We start from the raw sequence: 20,015 nt of genomic DNA on the forward strand, positions 1-20,015 counted from the left end.
ACCGCGACGAGAGGAACATCAACCATGCACCCGGAACACCGAGGCACGGCACAGCCCAGGGAGGACTACGTACCACCGGACGGGGATCCGCACGGCGAGCACACCCCGGATCTGCCACCCGAGACCGCCGAACGACAGGAACTCGCCCAGCAGTTGTTCGACCGCGAGCTGTACGAGGCGGCGGAGCCGGTGATGCGGGATCTGCTCACCGACTACGAACGCCTCCTCGGCCCCGGTCACCCGATGACGGTCGAGCTGTACGACGCGCTGGGACACGCCCTTTATCAGCGTGGGCTGCTGCCCGAAGCGGAGGCCATGCACCGCGAAGCCTACGAACGCTCGGCACGCCTCTTCGGGGCCGACGCCCCGGACACGCTCGCCTACGCGCACAATCTCGGGGCGGCGCTGGTGATGGGCGATGAGTGGGAAGAAGGGCTCGCCCTCATCGGACGGACGCTGGAAGGCCGCGACGCAATTCTGGGCCCCGGCCACCCCGACTCCCTGGACACTGCCTCGCTGCTGGGCTCCGTGCTGTTCAAGGCGGGCGACCAGCAAAGGGGTTACGAGCTGCTCAACCGCGCGTACACCGGCTACCAGCAGGCCCTGGGCCCGGACGACCTCCAGACACTCGCCGTGGGCGGCAACCTGGTGGCCGCACTGCACACCCTGGGACAGCGGCACGAGGCCGGACTGCTGCTCGTCGACATCCTCCGGCACTACGTGCGCACCCTCGGCCTCGATCACCAACTGACGCTGGAGACCCAGCAGCGCCTGAGGAGAATGGGCTGGAACGTCAACATCAACATCACCTGAGACGGGCGAGGGGAACGGCCTTACGACTCGGTCCGCGATAGCTCAGGTCGTCGCTGAGCAGGACGGCCGCTCAGGAGGTGCAATTCGGTGGCGACGGTTCGCGGGCTACTGCTTGGATCTCCACTGTGACTGCTGTGGATCTTGATGATCGGCGTGGGGTGTTGAACAGCCTTGAGCACTACTACGACTCGGTACCCCGTTCTTCGGCCCGCGTCGAGGACTTCGGGCCGCTGACCCTGTTCGTCCGCGACGGAGACGGATTTCCCTTCTACGCGCGCCCGTCCGTGGGGTGGTCCGGTGCAGTGAGCGCTGCGGAGGTTGCAAGTGTGCGCGAGCGGCAGCGGGCACTGGACCTCCCGGAGAGCTTCGAATGGGTCGCTGAGACCACTCCTGGGCTGCGGACGGCTGTCGAGCAGACGGGCCTCGTTGTGCATGAGCACCCTTTGATGGTGCTGAGCCCGCACGCGCTCATCCCGGCTTTGCCGGAGCGGGCCGATGGGGTTGTTGTCCGCTCCCTCGGACCTGATGATCCCACTCTGCCAAGTGCCCTGGCCCTGCTCTACCTGGCCTTCGGCGAACCGGGCACACGGGTTGGAGTGGCTGGCGTGACGGAACTGGACGAGGCCGTTGACAGCCGGGCCGCTGATGGATCGGTAGAACGCATGGCGTCCCGCATACGTGCCGGCCTGACCGGCGTTGCCGCAGCGGTCGTGGACGGAAGAGCCCTATGCGCCGGTCGGCACCAACCCGTCGGAACGGTCAGTGAGATTGTCGGGATGGGGACCTTGCCAACCGCGCGCCGACGCGGCCTCGCGCTCGCGGTCACCGCGTCTTTGGTGGCCGATGCACGCTCTCGCGGAGTCGGGACCGTGTTCTTGTCCGCGAGCGACGACGATGTCGCTCGGATCTACTCCCGGCTCGGCTTTGACCGGGTGGGCACCGCCCTGATAGCCGAGCCCGCCGAATAGCCATCTGCAGCCGAGCAACGACCGTGACGCGGAGGGTTAGGCCGAGTGTGACGTCAGCTTGGCCCCGTGGGGCCTTGTCCCATTCTGCCTTCTGCGGCGTCTCCCGTGCACATCTCGGGATTTGATCGAAGAGTTGGCGGACCCGTGGCTGGCTCGGTGTGAGTCGTTGCTCGACGAGAGGCGTGGTGGTGCGCGGCAGCGAGCAGCCGGAGCCGGGCCGAAGTACGACCTGGTCTTCACCGACCGGGTGCTGGTCACCCTGGTGTACCTGCGCACCGGGCTTCCGCACGCCGCACTGGCCGAGTTGTACGGCACGGCCCGCTCCACGGTCTCCCGCGCCATCGGCGAGATCCGCCCGCTGCCGGCGGCGCACGGCCTCGCGGTCCCCGACCGCCCCCAGGTGCGGCTGCGTACCCTGGCGGACGTGTTCGCCTACGCGGAAACCGAGGGGATCACCCTGCGGATCGACGGAGCAGAGACCCAGGTCCACAGGTCCAGGACCAACCGTCCCGGACGGCGGGCCTACGTCTCCGGCAAGAAGAAGCAGAACACCATCAAGACCACCACCATCAGCGACGGGCAGGGCCGTCTGCTGTGGTCGGGCGCGGACCGGCCGGGTCGCATGCACGACCAGACCGCGATGCGCACCGAGGGCATCGCCGACCAGTTCCGGACCCGTACGGGCCGAGGTCGACGAGGGCTACCGGGGCCTGGCCAACGAGTTCCCCACCGAGGTCAGCGCCCCGCCGAGGAAGCCGAAGGACGACGCCCCGCTCGGCGAGCAATACGCCTGGCGGGAGATGCGCCGCCGACAGTCCTCAGATCGGATCTGCGTCGAGCACACCAACGCCGAACTGCGACAGTGGCGCCCGCTCCAGCGCGATACCGGCCCACGAGATGACTATGCCGAGACCCACCTGGCGATCGCTTCGCTGGTCTCGAACCGCTCCGCCCGCCGGGTGACCCGTCGCAAGGCGAGCGTCGAACTGGTACTCGCCCGACAGGCCGCCTGCTGATCACTCGCAGCCGGACCGCCAGACCAGCACGTCCCGACCTCAACCGCGGACCGAGTCGTTGCCTTGACTCTGTCGGGGATCTTGGAATTTGCCGGTGCGCCAGCATGATCAGCAGGCTTGCTCGGACCTGTTTCGAAGATCAATGCAGTTGTCGAGGTGCCCGTTGTCGCTCTGCCCCCGTTCCGGTGAGCAGGTCCCGTCTCTGACCGCGCAGATCGCGCGGGCGAGCAACCCGGGTGGTACGACAGCGATGTGGGTGAGCAGATCACCCTCAGCGTGCCCCTGCCGGGCAACCCCGCCCGCCAGCACCACAGGATCGAAGGCTTCGACCGGGACGACTTCCACATCGACTTCGATCGCCCGCAGGTCACCTGCCCCCGAGGCAAGGTCGGCCAGGGATGGCACGGGCCCTACCCGACTTCGTCGCCCACCGCGGCACCCCTGATCGTGGCGCGGTTCACCAAGAGCCGGTGTCAGCCGTGTCCGGACCGCCCTTGATGCACCACCTCTCGCGAGAGCGCCCGCAACGTGGGCTTTCCCCCGCGAGAACTCCGCGACCTGCAAGTCCGCGTCCGCAGCGAGCAGCAGACACCCAAGTGGAAGTTCCACTACGCGGTCCGTTCCGGAGTGAAGGCCACCATCAACGAGTTCGCCCACGGACACGGGCATGCGCCACTACCGCTACCGCGGACAGCCGAAAGCCCACCTGCAACACGCACTCACGGCCGTCGCCGTGAACATCGAACGCCTCAGCAGCCGGTCAGTGACCGAGGGATCCTCCTCACCGAGACTGCCGACTGCCTTCCAGACCTTCCTGGATCAGAACGACATCCCCCCGGCCGAAGTCCTGACGAACCCCCGGTACTTGAACCCGACCATCCAAGATCCCCGACAGAGTCAGGCTTAGCCAAGGAACCCTGCGGGCACCTGCGACCGGAGCTGAGGGTCGATTGCGACCGCCCGAGCGAAGGCCTCCTTGGCATCTTTTTTCGAGCCCTTTTTCGCCATAATCTCCCCCATAAGGAAATAGGCGGTAGACGCCTTCGGGTTGGAAGCAACCGCCCGCTTCAACAGCGTAAGGGCTCGGTCAGGGTTACTGGCTTGGAGCAGGACTGCTTCGTTGAAGAGGGCCGGTCCGAATCTGGGATCAGTCTTCAGAGCCTTCTCGTATGCCGTGCGGGCACTGGTCGGTTTATTGCTTTGCTGCGCGATGACACCCAGGTTGTACCAGGCATACTTGTTGCCGGGATCCGACTTCAGTACTTGCTTGAAGGTGTTGCTGGCTCCAGCAACGTCGTTGCGGTTCATCTGATCGACCCCGCGCCCCACGAGCTTGGCGACGTCGTTGGAGGACTGGCCCTCGCTGGCGGAGGTCAGCTTAGGTGAAGCCGAAGGTGCTCCGTTGAATCCAGCCTTCTCATCCCACAGCACGGGCCGCAGCATGGGGCCTTCATTCTGAATCCCAACCGGCAATACCTTCGCATATCCACCAGGGACTGCCTGCGGAACCGACTCAGCGAATGCCGTTCCGGCCGGGAACATACTCAGAACTGCCGTAAGCACACTGATCGAGGTCAGGTTGAGGGACTGAACACGAGAGCTTTGAAACGATGATCCGTTCACAGAGAAGGCCTTTCCGGTGAAGGGCGGCCACGCCCGACCTAGCGGGCACACTGCCCAGTTGGTTGTCACACCCCTTCTATAGGCACACACGTCATGCTCATCGACTAACAAACGGCAACTCCGCAGAGAGCACCCGGTCGGCGGATAAGTCCTCAGCGCAGGGGATTGTCTCATCGACAACGAGATCTGTTGATCATGGAAGCGATGTGAGATGACGGAGACCGTCGTAAAACCCGAGGGCCGTGGACGGGAGGCTGACAGCTACGGCGTCGGGAAAAAGCCGAACAGGACAACCGAAAGCGACGCACGGCTTCGCCAGCTTCCTCCGCCAGGACCTCGACGCCGTCACCGTCGGCCCCACCCTCCCGTGGAGTTCTGACGTCTCCGAAGGACACGTGAACCGGGTGAAAACGCCTAAACGAGCGATGTATGGTCGGCCCTCGTTCGAACGCTTACGAACCCGCATCCTCACCCAGCAATGAGCTTCCGGTACTGCTGCGGTCATCCACTTGAACTTCCAGATGCGGCCACATCACGGCCAGACGCTTCAGCTGGTCCTCCGTCGGCACCCCCAGCGAACGCAGTGTGTCGCTCGGTCTGAAGTGGACGAGTGTTCCGGTGGTGCCGTCGGGCTCGACAGGCTCCAGGCCAGTAGCCGGGATGCCCCGCTCGTAGCGTTGGGTCCAGGCCCCATTGAGCCGGCGGTTGGTATGGACGAGCCATTCACTGAGCACAGCAACCACAGACATGCCCCGGCGCGGATGACCGTCCTGAAGAAGTTCCGCTTCCGGAAAGTCGAAGAACCGAAGATCCTTTGATGCCATGACCGGCTTCTTGACGATCTGGCCGCACTCGTCTGTACGGGTATCAGTGCCCCGCCCGTCATCCGCCACGGACAAGGAGCCATCCGGATAGAGGGTGACGAGGCAGCGTCCACCACCCCTGCTGGATGCTTCGTCGGCGGCATACGCAAGCACCTCAAGCAGAAGATGCCACGGGCCGCCTGGCGCGAACTTCTCCGGAGCTTGTCGGATAGATGCCAGATGGTCCAGATCGATGACGCTGGACCAATCGTGCGTGGTGTTGGCCCAGGAATTGCTAGAGACCTCCATCAGGCAAGTATCCAGTCAGCTCGTGCCGGCCTCGCAGGCAGCCCCACCAAGAGCGGCCGCTCACGAAACTGCGGCCACGGCCATTTTCGCCCTTCGACACCGAATGGTTCACCGTCCCAATAGCACCTCCATCTCACCACGGATCGAACGTCGCCATGGTGGAGGTGTCCGTCCAGGATTGCGGTGGTCGGCGCCTCGTCGTCGTAAGGGCGACAAAGGCCCTCACGCGGACGGGACCGGAGTCCCCGGCGGAACGGGAAGCGTTCGTCCCAGGCGTGCGAGTGGTGACAGGGCCATCAGCGCCGGCGACACCAACATGCCGAGGGCTGTCACCAGGAGACTGGTGCGCGTCCCCCAGGCTTCTGCCAGGAGGCCGCCGAGGAGCGAGCCGAGCGGGGTCAGCCCCATCCCGACAAAGTTGATCGTCGCGGCCGCGCGGCCTTGCAGCGTGTCCGGAGTGACGGTCTGCCGGACCGCCATGACGGTGACATTCACCAGCTGGCTGAACGTTCCGAAGACGAAGTTGACCGTAAGGAGGGCGGGAACCGTCACCTCGGAGCTGCTGTGCAGTGCGGGCACGAACAGGAAGACGCCGTCGCCGAGTGCTGCCGCGGACACGAGCACCGCGCCGTATCCGAAGCGACTCGGTAGGCGGGCGGCCAGCAGCGAGCCCAGGAGCGCGCCCGGCCCCGTCGCCGCCAGCGCCAGCCCGACGGCGGTGGCGGACAGGTGCAGGTCTCGTGGCAGGAACAGCAGATAGACGGTCATCACAGCCGCGAAGAAGAACTGGAAGGCGGCTGATGCCAGGCACACAGTACGCAGCGAGGTGTCGCCGGCGACAAAGCGGAGGCCCTCTTGGATCCGCCGCCAGACCCGAGGAGGACGTTCCGAGCGCTCCGGGACGGATTCGCGGCGGTCGATCCGTCGGATCGACAGGAACGACAGCGCGAAAAACACTGCGCTGGAGGCGACAGCGATCGGCGCCGACAGCACGGACACCAACACACCGCCGAGGGCGGGCCCGCCGATCTGTACTGCAGACCGGCTGCCCTCGAGCGCGCTGTTCCCTCGCACCAACTGATCGCGCTCCACCAGCCGTACCAAAGACGCCTGGTAAGCCACGTCGAAGAACACGGACAGAGCCCCGACCGCGAAGGCAACCACGAGCAGCGCGGGCAGGCCGAGTCCAGCGAGGAGACCCGTCACGGCGGCGGCGCCGAGAGCCAGGGCACGACCGGCGTCCGCCAGCACCATCAGTGTGCGGGTCCGCCACCTGTCCACCCACGCCCCGACGAAGAGCGACAGCAGCAGGATCGGCGCCTGCCCCACCGCGCGCAGGACGCCCCACTGCCCGGCATCGGCGTTGAGTGTCAGGACGGCGAAGAGCGGCAGAACCACGAGGCTCGTATGTTCACCCAGTTGGGAGGCTGTCTGGCCCACCCAGAGCCTGCGGAAGTCACCGTCCCGCCACAAGCTTGACGGATCAGGTCGACCGAAATCGGATACAGCGGAGGAAGGGGACGGCACAGGGACCTCTCGAAGGACCGAAGACGAGACCCGCCAGCCGGCGCACGACAGGTGCACCGACCGTGTCAGACAGCGGGAAAGGATGGCTCGCTGTGCCGCGCATCAAGGGCAGCACGCGATGACGGCCACAAACGTCAACGCGTGCTCGGACGACCGACCATGTCTTCGCTCCTCGTGAGTCACTCGCTGCGCAGACACTAGCTCCCGCTCGACAGCGCACGAAAGGCAATTAAGGTGTGGGCAGACGGCGGGAAGAGTCCTACTGTTCGCGCCGGGACACAAGGGTGGGCGGCTCAACTGGTATTGCCCCTGCTCGGCGAGAATCTCGTCTCAGGGGATCTTGCCCCCTTGTCTCGTCTGACCCATTTTCACTCGTCAGTTGGCTCCGCAGATGATCGGTCACACAGCAGCTCGGCAAGCGTTATTGAAACGCAGGGACTCTCCTCCCGCTACGGTCTCCGGGTGACCGAACTCGACACCTTGCACGCCACCCGCAAGGCCTACGACGCCATCGCCCCGACGTACGCCGAGCTGTTCCACGACCCCCTGCACGACCGTCCTTTGGAGCGCGCCCTCCTGAGCGCCTTCGCGGAGCTGGTACGGACGGTCGGCGACGGCAGAGTCGCCGACCTCGGCTGCGGACCGGGTCATCTGACGGCTCACCTCCGTGAGCTGGGCCTGAACGCTTTCGGCGTCGACGCCTCCCCCGTGATGGTCGAGCTCGCTCGCGAAGCCAACCCCGGACTGCGGTTCGAGGTCGGCTCGATGGCCGCGCTGGACATCGAGGACGGCGCGCTCGGCGGGGCGCTCTCGCGGTGGTCCGTCATCCACACCCCGCCGCAGGACCTACCCGCCATCCTGGCCGAGATCGCCCGGGTCCTGGCTCCCGGCGGGCACCTGCTGATCGACTTCCCTGCCACCGACGGCCCTCACGAGGAGACGCAGGCCTACGACCACACAGTGGCGACGGCCTACCGCTGGTCCCCCGACCGCTTCGCCGAGCTTCTGGCCGATCATGGGTTGGCAGAGTCGGCCCGCCTGGTGATCGAGCCCAAGCCCACCGACCGGCGGCAGTTCCAGGAGGTCCAGCTCCTCGCCTGTAAAGGCTAGACCCAGAAGCTACTCAACCGACCCTGTGTGCCGAAACGAATGAGACGGACGGCCGAACTTCCGCACCAAACGCCATTCGCCACCTGCGGGATGAACGACTACATAGCAGGGCAGAGCGAGAGCGGCACATTTCGGACACGGTCGGTCGGCCGGACGACAGGCCGGAAGCCGGCACCCCCTTGTAGGGAGGTACCGGCTTCCGGCCTTGCTTCGGCGAGTGCCCTTCGTCAGGCCGTCACCCGCCCGGCCCGGGGTGGGCGCCGGTGATACGACGGACTTCCGATCGGCTCAGGCACCGAGGAACACCCTGCACGTCCCCGACCGTTCGAAGACCGCTCCCACGACCTTGGGCGGCTTCGTTCCCTTCGCCCGGGTGTAGGCCGGGCCGGAATCCGGCGCGAACCCCGCGTCGACGACGTCCGTCAGTACTTCGTCGGGGGTCTTCCTCCCTGCGGAGGCGAGCCGGTTGTCCTGGACGAACGCCGGTACACCGTCGCACGGCATGGAGAACTGGACGTTGAACGGGTATCCGTCCAAAGCCTTCAGGGCACCGTAAGTGATGTCCTCGGCCCCCTTGGGCAGGCGGACACCGTAGTCGGACAGGGCTTGGTCGAGGCTGACGTCGGCGGCGTCCGACGGAGACTCGTGCGGGAACGGCCCGGCGTGCTCGGCGGAGTGCAGGCCGTCCGGATCGCAGGCGGCGAGACCCCCGACGAGCAGCGCACCCACGAGCAACGCCGACATCCGGGTCAGACGGTGGAACACGATTTCTCCTAGCCGATGTTGAACGTCTGGTGGCCGACGACATCGAAGTCGTGTGCCAGCCCGACCGAGTTCAGGTGAGCCATGTCGTTCTGCCGCAGCGGCTTGAAGGGCCCCACACCGAGGTCACCCCGAGGCTTGCCGCCTCCGATGTTCCCCCAGTTGTACCGCTTGTAGACATCCACGGTGACGGTCCCCGTGAGCTGGCCCCTCTTCATGACCGTGTCTCCGCGCACCCGGTACTGGTAGCCGTTGAGCGCGAAGTAGTAGTCGTCGGCGTCGGCACCCTTGTTCATTCCGTGCTCACGACCCCTGGCAACGCTGCTGCCGTGCCAACCGCTGTCGAAATGACCCGGCTTGATCTGCTGACCGACCTCTTTCCGCATGTAGGAGAGGCTGTTCATCATGTCCGCGACGCTGACCTCGACTGTCTCGCCGCCGTTCTCCATCCAGTGTTCCATGAGGTTGAAGCCGCGCTGCCACCCTCTCATCGCGACGTAGGACAGGGCCATGGAGCCGGCCAGGAAGAACACGCTCTTGTCGTGCGCGTCCGTCTTCAGGGTGCCCCACCCTGGACGGTTGGCGTCCTCGGCCTGGACCGGGGGGTACTCGTAGGCCGGGCCGCCGGCCGGCATCTTCTTCGGGTCGAAGCCGGAGCAGTTGTGCGGGTTGCACAGGGAGCCGAAACCCTGCTCGTTGGCGAGGTCCTGGCTGATGGGCGTCCCGCCCTTGTCCACGGGCTTGTTCATGGTGGGGTCGGCCCACCAGTTGTCCTCGCCCGTCGGATCCCAGCCCATCAGCGGGCTGTTGTCGGCGTAGGCGTATCCGTTCAGCGACTGGGCGTCGGAGGTGTCCAGCAGGGGGTCGACGCTGAGGAACTGGCCGAGCAGCGGATCGTATTCGCGGGCGCCGACGTGGGTGAGTCCGGTGGCGGGGTCGGCGGGCTTGCCGAGGAACTTCTTGTCGTCGGGCCAGTTGGGCACCGCGGTGCCGCGGTCGGTGCCGAAGGGGGTGGTGTAGCGCTTGGTGATGGCCTGGTCCGTGGCGGCGAGGGCGAGGCTCGCGGTGTTGTGCCGGTCGGCGGCGAGCCAGGTGAGGGTGGAGGTGCCGCTTTGGTTGGTGCGCACCGCCACCGCGGTGCCGCCGAGGGAGTAGGTGCGCTGGGCCCACTTCTTGCCGGTCGTGGTGTTGTAGTGGACCTCGGTGGCACCGAGGTAGAGGACGGTCTCTCCGCCGGTGTTGCGGCGGACGAGGAGGCTGCCGTCGGTGTCGTAGACGTATCCGGTCGTGCTGGTGGCGGAGCCGGCCGTCTCCTTCAGGCTGCCGAGCCGGCCCTCGCTGTCCCAGGTCAAGGCTTGGGTCGCGGTTCCGTCGGGGCGCGTGGTGGTGTCACCGGCGGCGTCGTAGCCGTAGGCGGCGGTGACCCCGGTGCAGGCACCGGCGGCGGTTCCGGAAGGAGTGGCGGTCAGGGTGTGCGGCTGGGCGGTGTTGTTGTAGCAGTACGTGCGTGAGGTGGTGCTGCCGGAGGTGCTGTGGTTGGTCTCGGTGGCGCGCTGCCCGGCACTGTTGTAGGTGTAGCTGTTCCAGTAGGGGGCGGGACCGCCGAGGTTGGCGGCGGTGCGGCCGGAGGCGGCGCAGTCCGCCGTCTTGGGTGTCCAGGCCTCGGTCAGACGCTGGTAGCCGTCGTAGGCGAAGCACTGGTTGTCGTCGGTGCTCGTGCCGCCCAGGGCGGTGGGGTCGGTGAGCGAGGTGACGTTGCCCGCCTGGTCGTACGCGTAGTTGAGCTGCTGGAGTTGCCAGGGGTGGGTGTCGTCGGTGACGACGGACTGGGTCAGGTGGTCCGTGCCCTCGTCCCAGGTGTTGGTCAGGTAGGCCTTCTTGACGCCGGCGGCGTCGGAGACGCCGAGGGTCAGCTGCTGGACCTTGTCCGTGGCGGTGAAGTCGCTTGCGAGGACGTAGCTCTGGGTGCCGCTGAGGGTGGTGGGGAGGCCGTAGTCGTTGTAGCCGGTGTCGATGATCTCCTTGGGCAGTCCGGCGACCGCGGGCTGGACGTCCTGGTCCTGGGCGCCGGTGATGTCGTAGTGGGCGCTGAAGGACAGTGTCGCGGACGGTACGGCACCGGAGGTCACCAGCGGATCGTCGGCGGGCAGCGTCAGCGTGGAGTCCAGCGCGTGGTAGAGGCTGTCGTAGCTGGTGACCTTGCGCGTGTAGGCGTGGGCGGTGTCGGTGGCGCCGTTGGTGTAGCGGGTCGACGTGGCCAGTTGGCCCTTGTAGCCGGTGGCGTCGTAGGTGAGGGCGGTGAGCTGGTTGGCCGGGATCTGTTCCTCGGTGGTGGAGGTCAGGTCGGCGTCGGTGGCCGCCTTGTAGGTGGCGGTGGGGCGGCGCAGTTTGTCGTAGGCGGTGATGACCACCCGGCCGGCGCCGTCCTTGGTCCACGAGGGCAGGTCCCGGCTGTCGTAGCCGGTGGTCTCGGTGCCCTTGTCCGGGTCGGTGCTTTTGACCTGACGGCCGAACAGGTCGTAGAGCCAGGTCCAGGAGCTGTTGTCCGGGCCGGTGACCTTCGCCTGCTTGTCGTCCAGGGTGTATGCGAACTTCGTCGAGGTGTAGAGGGTGCCGGTGCCGCCGCCGTAGGCCGCGTCGTCGGGGGACGGGGAGGCGTACTGGCGGGTTTCGACCGTGCGGCCGAGCGCGTCGGTGATCGTGCGCTTCGCCGAAGCGCCCTGCACGCCGGAGGTGGCGGTGGAGTCGCCGGTGTAACTGGTGGTCGTGGACCAGCGTTTGACACCGTAGGTGTAGAGGGTGCTGGTCTCCGGGCGTTCGGCCCCGTCGAAGGTGACCGAGGTCTGCTTGGCGGTGCCTCCGTACTCGGCGCGGCTGTAGGTGCCGGAGGGCGCGTTCTTGCTGTCGTAGACGTCGGCGTAGGTCTCGTAGGCCAGGCCGCGGCTGTCGTATCGGGTGTCGGTCAGGATCCGGCCGCCCTCAGCGCTGCGCTTCTGGGTCTGGATGGGCCGCAGTTGGGCGTCGTAGATGGAGTAGGCCGTCTCGTAGGTGTCGCCGTCCGCCTTGATGGCGCCCGTGGAGGTCCAGGACGCGGCGGTGTTGCTGACGCTGTAGCCGAAGACGTAGCTGGCGGGCAGGTCACTGGTGCGGTTGGGCAGCCACACGGCCGTGACCCGGCCGAGGGCGTCGTAGGTGTACTGGGTCTGCTTGTTGTTGATGTCGAACGAGCGGATGACGTTGCCGCGCGCCGGGTCGTAGTAGGTGAACGTCTTCTGGGTGGCCGCGTTGGTCGTGATGGCCATGGTCAGCGGGCCGCCGGAGGCGGGTGTGTAGGCCGTGGTGGTGGCGTTGCCTGCGGCGTCGGTGACGGTGGTGGGGCGGCCCAGGGTGTCGTGGACGGTCTTGGCCGTGGTCTGCCAGGTGGTGGGGTTGCGCTCCCCTGCGCTGGAGGTCGCGGGGTAGGCGGCTGCCCGTCCGGTCCAGGAGGCGTCGCCCAGGGTGGGCGTCTGGTTCGCGGTCCAGGTGGTGGCGGCGGTGTTGTCGAAGACGGTGGCCTTGTCGGAGAGCACGTCTCCGCGGTCGGCGACCTTGGCGGGCAGGTCGAGCTGGTCCTCGCCGGTGGCGCACGTGCGGGAGACGGTGCGACTGCGGGAGACGAGGTCGGAGATGCCCTTGGCGGTGTTGCGGGCGTACCAGGTGCGGGTGCAGGCCTCGTCGCCGCTCTTGGCGACGTCGCCGGCGTCCTCCTCGGTGGCCTTCATGCCGTAGGAGTCGAAGGTGGTGGAGGTGGTGTGCGTGCGCCAGGAGTCCTTGACCGTCAGATAGGTCGATGTGGCGGTCCCGGCCGTGCGGACGAAGTACGCCTCGGTGTCTGCGTAGGACGCGTGCTGGGTGGCGGTCTTCTTCGACCAGGGGTCGTTGACGGTCACCGCGATGGCCTGGCCGCCGTCGTAGGTCACCTGCTGCCGGGTGAAGCCGGTGTACTGCTCACTGTCGGTCTGGTCCGCGATGGTCAGCCCGGGGACGGCGAGTGCCTTCACGCTGACGTCCTTGCGGGCGGTGGGGTCCAGCTTGCCGTCCGAGCCCTGTACCCGGTCTCCGTCCATCCCCTGCATGTAGAGGGTCACCGTCTTGGACTTGGTGGCGTCCGTGCCCTTGACGGTGGTGACCTTGCCGTAGCCGCGCCACTGCGACCAGGTTCGCTCGGCCTGCGGGGTCAGCGGGTTCTCGTCGTAGTGCCAGGCGGGGTCGGCGTAGGTGTAGTCGGTCTCGGTCGTGGCGTTCTTGCCGGTGGGGTCGGTGCTGGTCACCGCGAGGACGCGGTACTTGTGGAACCAGTCGAGGCCGGCTTCCTCGGCGCCGTTGATGTGCCAGTACACCGGGTAGCAGGAGGTGTGGTCGTCGTCCTCGTCAGGGGTGTGGCCGCGCACGCACTCCGGGTCGGAGAGGGTCACGGTGGTCACCGCACCGGTCTCCGAGATGAGGGTGCGGATGCGGGGTCGGTAGAGCGGCACGATGTCGTCGGTGCCGTCGACCCGGTTGGGCCGCTTGTCGTAGGTGAACGTCACCGGCGGCAGGGCGATCGCGGCGCCCGACTTGCCGGTGTGCTTGATCGAGTCGAGCACCAGGACCTGGTCGGAGGTGTCCCCCAGGTCGCCGCCGTCGAAGAAGTGCTGGGCGAGATCCCAGGAGTCGACGGCGTCGTAGGTGTTGGCGGCGGCGTCCCAGGAGAAGGAGTTGATGCCCGTCAGCCGCTTGCGGGTGAAGAAGGAGGGGCTCTCGGCGTCGCAGTCGTCACCGCTCTTGCAGATGGTGTCGAAGGGCACGTCGGGCCAGTTGTCGGCGGTGGATTCCTTCAGGTCCGAGCAGTCCGAGGCGGTGCAGCGCTCGGTGTAGTCGAAGGTCACCTTGTGCGAGGCGGTGCCGGAGAACAGGGCGTCCTTGCGCTGACCGTAGAGGATCTTGGTCAGGTAGCCGCCGCGGGTGTAGGTGGCGGTGGCGGTGTCCGCCTTGTTCTTGGCGTAGGAGTTGGTCTCGGCGGTGTACCAGTACGACATCGCGTTGCCGTGCAGGTCCTCGACGTAGTCGAGGTTCCACCGCCACGCCTGCGTCACCGCGCGGTCGGCGAATGCGGTGCCCTTGCTGTAGCCCGGCTCACCGGAGTCGTCGCCGAAGACGGGCACGGTCCAGGTGGAGTTGGTGGCTTCGGTGCCCGCGCCGTCCAGCTTGTTCTGGCCGAAGACGTACTTGGTGCCGTTGCCTGTGGTCACCGTCCAGTATTCGCCGTCGTCGTCGCCGTTGTCGGCGCCGGTGCCGTGGGTGACGGTGGAGGCGTCGTCGTCCTTCAGCCGCCAGGTGCCGGTGGTGTCGTCCTTCACCAGGGTGGTGGACTTGCCGTTGAGCACGAGGGAGGCGTTGTCGTACTTCCAGCACATGTCGTACTTGTCGTCCTGGCCGTCGTCGTCGCAGGAGCCGTACGAGCGCTCCACGTACGAGGAGGACGACAGGTCGAATCCCTCACCGACGACGCTGCCCTGGTTGTTGGTGTTGGCGGTGCGGCCGTCGATGGAATCGGAGTCGTAGGACAGCGTGACCGACGGGGTGGGGCCGGCCGCCGGAGCGGGCGGGGTCATGGGGTAGGACCAGGTGAAGGAGCCCGAGGAGCCGCCGGCCTGCCAGGACGACGACGCGCTCAGCGGGGTGGCGGTGTAAGCGCCCGACCCGGACGCCGACTCGCCGGCGGCCGCGGCGAGCGCCACCACGGCGGTGGCCGGTGCCGCCGCCGCGCGGGCCGACACCGGCACCTGCGCGGACACGGTCTGCTCGCTCACGTCGTTGTGCGTGCCGGCCAGCGGTGTCTCGACGCGACAGGACGCCTTCTCCGGCGTGGTCAGCGCACACGCGGGCAGCTGCACCAGGCGCAGCCGGCCCGCCCAGTCGCCGCCGTAGGCCGAGGCGAACGACGAGTAGTCCACGTCAAGTCCGGTGGTACCGGCTTGCTGTGAGGTCAGCGACAGCAGAACGCCCTTGATCCCGGCGGCGGTCGCCTCCTTGCGGCCCAGTACCTGTACGGTCGCCGCGGTCGCGGACGTGGCCGACCGTGCCGCGGGCGCGGTGAGGGTGACGGGCAGGCCGCCCACCTCGGCGCGCTTGCCGCGGACGAGTTCGGCGCGGGCGGCGGCGGGCCAGGTGGCGTGCTGCGCGGCCAGTGCCTTGGCGCCCTGCGCGCGGTTCTCCGCCTGGGCCTTGGCCAGGCGGTCCCGGGCCGCCTTCGCCGTGGCGGGGTCGGCGGGGATCATCTTGGCGCTGCGTGTCTTCGGTGTGCCGGGTCTGCCGAGCGCGTCGGCGGCCTGGGCGACCGGGGCCAGGCCTATCGGCACACTCAGAGCGAGAACGAGTGAGCCTACGGTCAGGCGAAGCGTGCGGCTGACGGTGGCCGGGCGGCCGTTCCGTCGTCTTCGCGGACGGAAGAGCATGGTGTGGTCCCACCCCTTGGCGTACGTGCACGGATGTTGCATGAGGACGCCGGGTCCGCAGGAGGTTGAGTCCGCGGGACGCCGGAGGGCCGGGTCGCGGCGCGGCGCGGCCCGGCCCGGTGGTTGGTCGGGGCCCGGCCCTCGCGGCCGGGCCCCGTCGGCGGCTAGCCGCCGATCATGTTCTCCACCTGCATGTCGTTGGCAGGTGCCCCGACCCAGATCCGCAGATCGCTGATCTTCTCGGGCAGGTAGTTGCCCCACGCCTTGTTGACGTAGGCCCGGCCGGCGGAGAAGTCCCCGTTTCCGGCGACCGCGGTGAAGGCGGTCGGCACGTCGTTGGGTGTGGCGTCGAGATACAGGCTGATCGTCCCGTCCTGGGCGTTGTAGGCGCCTGTCAGCCGGACGCGTTCGTCGGTCAGGGCGGTGCTTTCGGAGCTGACGGCGGTGTAGGTCCTGCCGTCGGCCGCGAGGCGTCCGAAGCGCCAGTACCCGACAGGTACGTCCTTGAGGGTTCCGTCGTCCTGCGGGACCTGTTCGGTACCGGTCTGGTTGAACCACAGGCCCCAGGCGGACCCGTCGGCCGTGCGCTGGCCGACGACCTGTCCGCTGTATCCGGCGCTCTTGCCCGCCAGGGCGGCGCCGTCGAGTTCCACCTCGGTGGTGACGGTGAAGGAGCCGGTGTCGTCCACGACCGGGCCGGACACGGTGGCCGCGTCGTCGACGCCGTCCAGCGAGACGGCCTCACCGTCGAGCGTGGCGCCGCCGCTGAGGGTCATGGTCCGGTTGTAGCCGCTGACCGTGTCGGCAAGGGTGCTGCCTGTGGCGCCGTCCGGGTCCCACGCGCCGACCAGTTCCACGGCGGTGCTTCCGGTGTCCGGGTCGATCAGGCCGGCTTCTTGCGCCATCTCGCTGTCGGACAGGGCTCGCTGGAACACCGCAACTTCGTCGATGCGTCCGCGCCAGTAGTTGTTGAATCCGCCGCTGTAGCCCGCTCGCCCGATCTGGAGGGCACCGTCGCTGGTGGTCGGCTTGCCCGAGGTCCCCAACGCCGCCGGTGCGCCCTGCGGGCGGCCGTTGACGTAGAGGGTGATGGTGCGGTCGGTGGCGTTGTAGACGCCGCCGACGTGCGTCCACGCCTTCAGGGGCACGCCTTGGGCCGAGGCGTTGGCGCCGATGTACTTCCGCGCGCCGTTCTCGTACCAGGACCACAGGAACACCCAGCGCTGGACGCCCGAGGAGTAGTACAGCGACCAGCCGGTGTTGTCCGAGTTCTGCTGGGAGGCGATGCAGTGGAAGTCGGTGTCATCCGTCAGATAGGCCCAGGTCGAAACGGAGAAGGAGGCTTGAGTGTTGATCGCAGGTGACGTGGTGTCGGCCCAGGCGGTCTGGTTGGCGGCCACGGTGGAGTCCAGCCAGAAGGACCGGTCCTGCTCGCCCCGGCGGGCCAGGCTGGAAAAGCCCGCGCCGGCGGTGTGGAAGGTGAGGGGGTGGCGGGTGCCGGCCGTGGTGGCGGAGTCGGCAGCCGTGACCACTCCGGAGCCGGGCGCCGCGTCGTCGAAGTGCCAGCGTCCGGAGGCTCCTTCGCCCTCCGCGACCTTGAACAGGAAGCTGGTGGTCGCACCGGGGCGCCCGGAGCCGACATTGTCCCTGGCACGGACCTGGAGGGTCTGCGTGCCGGGCAGCTCCGGAGTGATCAGCTTCGTGGGTGCCGAGCCCGTGACGGAGTGCCAGGTGGGCCAGGTCGGCAGCCGGTACTCGTAACCGGCGATGTTGGTGTCACCCGTAGCGGGCTTGAAGTAGAAGTCCCCGCCCTGGCCCGGTCCGCCGCCGGCGGCACAGGCGTTGGCCGTGCACAGGCTGTACGTCCCGTCGGTGGTGACGGTGGGCGCCTTCGGGGCGGTGGTGTCGACCTTGAAGTAGCACCAGCCCTTGGTCGTCACCGAGCTGTGCGTCGACTCGATCATGTGGTCGTCGCCGCTCCAGTACGACCGCGTCCACGACGACATCCGGGCCAGGGTCCCGTCCGCGAAGGTCACCGGCGAGGTCACCTGCACCTTGGCGTTGTCGGTGACGAAGCCGCTGGAGGGGCGCACCGGTTCGGTGGCGGTGCTCCAGCTGCCGTCGGAGTTCTTCTTCTGCACCACGAAGTGGGCGCGCAGGGTCGCACCGCTCTCGCCGCCGGATTCCGTCTGGACAGCGGTGAGGAAGTCGGGGGTCGGGTCGGAGATGATCGCCGGGTCCGCCTCGGCGGTCTCACAGGTGGTGCCGCTGCCGGAGAGGACGCCGGGGCCGGTGGGCGGCGCCGGGACACCGACGTAGTCGACGTCGAGGACCGCGTCGTCGTCGAAGCGCTTCCAGCCGTTGGGGTCGCCCTCGTCGCCGGCCTTGATCATCAGGGTCAGCCGGGACATGTCACCGGCCGCGAAGGACTGCACCGTCTTGGTCAGGTTCTCGTACGACTGGCTGGGGTCGTCGTTGAACTCGATCGGCTTCGCGGGCTGGCTCGGGGAGCAGTCGGAGCCGCGGCCGGCCGAGACCGTACGGTCGCCCATCACGTCCCAGTTGGCGGTGGGGCCGGGCCAGCGGGTGGAGGAGGAGATGTCACCGGTGCGCACCAGCTGCACCACGGTCGCCGTGCAGGACATCGACCAGCGCTCGGTCACCCGGAAGGTGGCGTCGAGCACCCGCTTGCCCTTGAGCGCGGACGGCGAGAACTCGAAGTACATGCGCTGCTTGTACGGGGTTCCGGTGGTGCAGGGGTAGCCGAAGCCGCCGGTGTAGTAGATCGAGCACAGGCCCACCCCCTTGCCCTCGTCGCCGCCGGAGAAGTTGTAGAAGGTGTCACCGTCGGAGGAGAGCACCGTGCGCTCGGACTCCGACCAGGAGACGTCCGGGTCGATGTAGAGCGGGTAGACGGTGTCCTCGTCCTTGAGCTCACCGGCGTCGGGGACGACGGTGATGGCACTCTGGGTGACCGACATGTCCAGCGGAACAGCGGTGGCACTGTCGCCGGGGCCCTCGGCCGGGTCGGTGACACCCGACTCGTCACCCTCGGCCGCGGAGCCGGCCGCCTGGGTGTCGCCGGTCGCCACCGCGGCCACGCCGGACGCAGCGTTCGCGGACGGCGCCGAGGCGGTCTTGCCCGAGGAGGAGCCCGAGGGCTTGGTCTGAGCGGCGGGGGCGGTGGTGCCGTCATGGCCCGTGGAGTCCCACTGGCGGGCCGTCGGGGCCCGGAAGACGGTGGCGCCGTTGTCGTCCACCGCCTGCAAGGACTGGCCCGCGCCCTCTTTCAGCACCAGGCCGTCGGCCCGCACCGGCAGATGCAGCGCGGTCAGTGCCGGGTTCGCGGCGGCCTGAGCCGTCTTGACGACGAGAACTTCGCGATAGCCCTCGGTGGTCGCCGTCATCCGCAGGTCCACGTCCGGCAGGACGTTCGCGTAGACGGCCGAGTCACCGTCCAGCGTGGGAGCGGGCAGCGAACCGGGCCAGCCCACCGTCAGGGTGTGGCCGTCCTCGGTGATGCTCACCAGGTCCTTGCCGTCGCCGCCGCTGGAGAACGACACACCGGCGACAGCCGCCTTCGGGGCGATCCGGTGGTCTTCACGGCGGGTCAGGGTGGCGTCGGGCGTCACCCAGGCGCCACCGGGCTGTGCCACCCGGACGGGGACGGCCGACTGCTTGAGGTTGAAGGTGCTGCCGTCCGGATTGGCGTACGTGGTCGAGTACTCGGTGCGCTCGGAGACCACCTCGACCGGCTTCCCGGTAGCCACCGCCTGCGCGGACGCCTGCGTTGCCGCGGACGCTGCGGAGGCAGCCTGGCTCGGCGACGCGGCCGCGGGAGTCAGCGGCAGGACGGGAAGTCCGCCGAGCAGCAGTCCCGACAGTGCCCCCGCCACCATCGTGCGCATTCTCGGTCTGTGTCGTGTGCTGATGCCCATCGGTATGCCCCACCCCGCCATTTCCCTGGTCCGTCGGCCCGGGCGCCGCACGAAGGACCCGGTCGGGGCTCGTGACGGCGGCGCCGAAGAAAACTCAGCACAGGAAAGCCGGACCCTGAGGGGGCGTCAACTGACTAATTTTTGCGCGGAGTTGACTGGCAATTGGGCGGAAGGAAGCATGAAAGATGCGATCGAACACCCTCCTCTCCCACCATGCGCACCGAATCGGACGAAGCATTTCGTCACGCCGCATCAAGAGAGGAACCGGCACCTCCGTTTGAATGCCGGACAGGCGGCACCAATGAAGATCAACCCCATTCCGGCAAAGACCGGGAACGGTGGTGCCCGTTGCACCCGGGAAAGAGAGGGGGCGGCCTCCGCATTTAACCTGCGAGACACCTCTGCGGGGGCGGACGTTCATGTTGAAGATGATCAACTTTCATCCGGCACAGACGTGCCGATCGTGGCTCCGCCACCCCGCCGACGTCTCGCCGGTGACCTTCGCCCACCGCCTCGGAGCGGCCCGTGCACGCACGGACGCGCCCCGGGATGCGGCGGACCGGGGCGGGGGAATTCTACGGACGAGTTGCCACATGCTGCCGCTTGGCCGATGACGCAACCAGGACAAGGGACTCCCGGCCGATGAGGAACAAGACGCCCCTCTGTTCGA

11 protein-coding genes are annotated in these 20,015 nt (G+C 67.8%); 4 read left to right on the plus strand and 7 right to left on the minus strand.

Features of this window, described 5'->3' with window-relative positions:
• Positions 1–24 precede the first annotated feature (24 nt).
• From ADL25_RS15390 to ADL25_RS15400, 3 genes are all read left to right on the plus strand, one after another.
• Positions 25–813, plus strand: coding sequence for a tetratricopeptide repeat protein (locus ADL25_RS15390; protein ID WP_059128295.1), 789 nt, complete (start codon positions 25–27; stop codon positions 811–813).
• Between the two features lie 134 nt (positions 814–947).
• Positions 948–1,781, plus strand: a complete 834-nt coding sequence (locus ADL25_RS15395) for a GNAT family N-acetyltransferase (protein WP_199839162.1) — start codon at positions 948–950, stop codon at positions 1,779–1,781.
• 166 nt (positions 1,782–1,947) lie between these two features.
• Positions 1,948–2,682: a transposase family protein gene (locus tag ADL25_RS15400; RefSeq protein WP_324614049.1), complete on the plus strand. Its 735-nt coding sequence runs from the start codon at positions 1,948–1,950 to the stop codon at positions 2,680–2,682.
• A 223-nt stretch (positions 2,683–2,905) separates the two neighbouring features.
• Here the strand turns inward: ADL25_RS15400 and ADL25_RS48985 are convergent, their stop codons facing one another.
• From ADL25_RS48985 to ADL25_RS15420, 4 genes are all read right to left on the minus strand, one after another.
• Positions 2,906–3,202, minus strand: a complete 297-nt coding sequence (locus ADL25_RS48985) for a hypothetical protein (protein ID WP_159044933.1) — start codon at positions 3,200–3,202, stop codon at positions 2,906–2,908.
• Between the two features lie 498 nt (positions 3,203–3,700).
• The gene (locus tag ADL25_RS48990; protein WP_059128297.1) at positions 3,701–4,240 is read right to left on the minus strand and encodes a tetratricopeptide repeat protein; all 540 of its coding nucleotides are present in this window, start codon (positions 4,238–4,240) and stop codon (positions 3,701–3,703) included.
• Between the two features lie 632 nt (positions 4,241–4,872).
• Positions 4,873–5,532 carry a hypothetical protein gene (locus ADL25_RS15415; RefSeq protein ID WP_059128298.1) on the minus strand — a complete coding sequence of 220 codons (660 nt, stop codon included), beginning with the start codon at positions 5,530–5,532 and terminating at the stop codon, positions 4,873–4,875.
• Positions 5,533–5,754: 222 nt separating this feature from the next.
• Positions 5,755–7,059: an MFS transporter gene (locus ADL25_RS15420; RefSeq protein ID WP_059128299.1), complete on the minus strand. Its 1,305-nt coding sequence runs from the start codon at positions 7,057–7,059 to the stop codon at positions 5,755–5,757.
• Positions 7,060–7,521: 462 nt separating this feature from the next.
• Between ADL25_RS15420 and ADL25_RS15425 the strand changes: the two genes are divergently transcribed.
• Positions 7,522–8,169, plus strand: coding sequence for a class I SAM-dependent DNA methyltransferase (locus ADL25_RS15425; protein ID WP_059128300.1), 648 nt, complete (start codon positions 7,522–7,524; stop codon positions 8,167–8,169).
• Between the two features lie 288 nt (positions 8,170–8,457).
• On the opposite strand, the gene ADL25_RS15430 is transcribed toward ADL25_RS15425, so the two are convergent.
• From ADL25_RS15430 to ADL25_RS15440, 3 genes are all read right to left on the minus strand, one after another.
• Positions 8,458–8,934 carry a hypothetical protein gene (locus ADL25_RS15430; protein WP_059128301.1) on the minus strand — a complete coding sequence of 159 codons (477 nt, stop codon included), beginning with the start codon at positions 8,932–8,934 and terminating at the stop codon, positions 8,458–8,460.
• A gap of 8 nt (positions 8,935–8,942) precedes the next feature.
• Entirely contained in the window at positions 8,943–15,311 is a 6,369-nt protein-coding gene (locus ADL25_RS15435; protein ID WP_234380925.1) for an RHS repeat-associated core domain-containing protein, read from the minus strand.
• Positions 15,312–15,571: 260 nt separating this feature from the next.
• Complete coding sequence (locus tag ADL25_RS15440; RefSeq protein WP_234380926.1) at positions 15,572–19,315, minus strand: LamG domain-containing protein; 3,744 nt, start codon at positions 19,313–19,315, stop codon at positions 15,572–15,574.
• Positions 19,316–20,015 lie beyond the last annotated feature (700 nt).

The sequence above is a fragment of the Streptomyces sp. NRRL F-5122 genome (assembly GCF_001507435.1).
Lineage (GTDB): Bacteria > Actinomycetota > Actinomycetes > Streptomycetales > Streptomycetaceae > Streptomyces > Streptomyces lannensis.

What these genes read in the sequence shown, in the direction of transcription:
- ADL25_RS15415 (WP_059128298.1), bottom strand. Translation starts at nt 5,532, where the DNA reads ATGGAGGTCTCTAGCAATTCCTGGGCCAACACCACGCACGATTGGTCC.
- ADL25_RS15440 (WP_234380926.1), bottom strand. Translation starts at nt 19,315, where the DNA reads ATGCGCACGATGGTGGCGGGGGCACTGTCGGGACTGCTGCTCGGCGGA.
- ADL25_RS48990 (WP_059128297.1), bottom strand. Translation starts at nt 4,240, where the DNA reads ATGCTGCGGCCCGTGCTGTGGGATGAGAAGGCTGGATTCAACGGAGCA.
- ADL25_RS15390 (WP_059128295.1), top strand. Translation starts at nt 25, where the DNA reads ATGCACCCGGAACACCGAGGCACGGCACAGCCCAGGGAGGACTACGTA.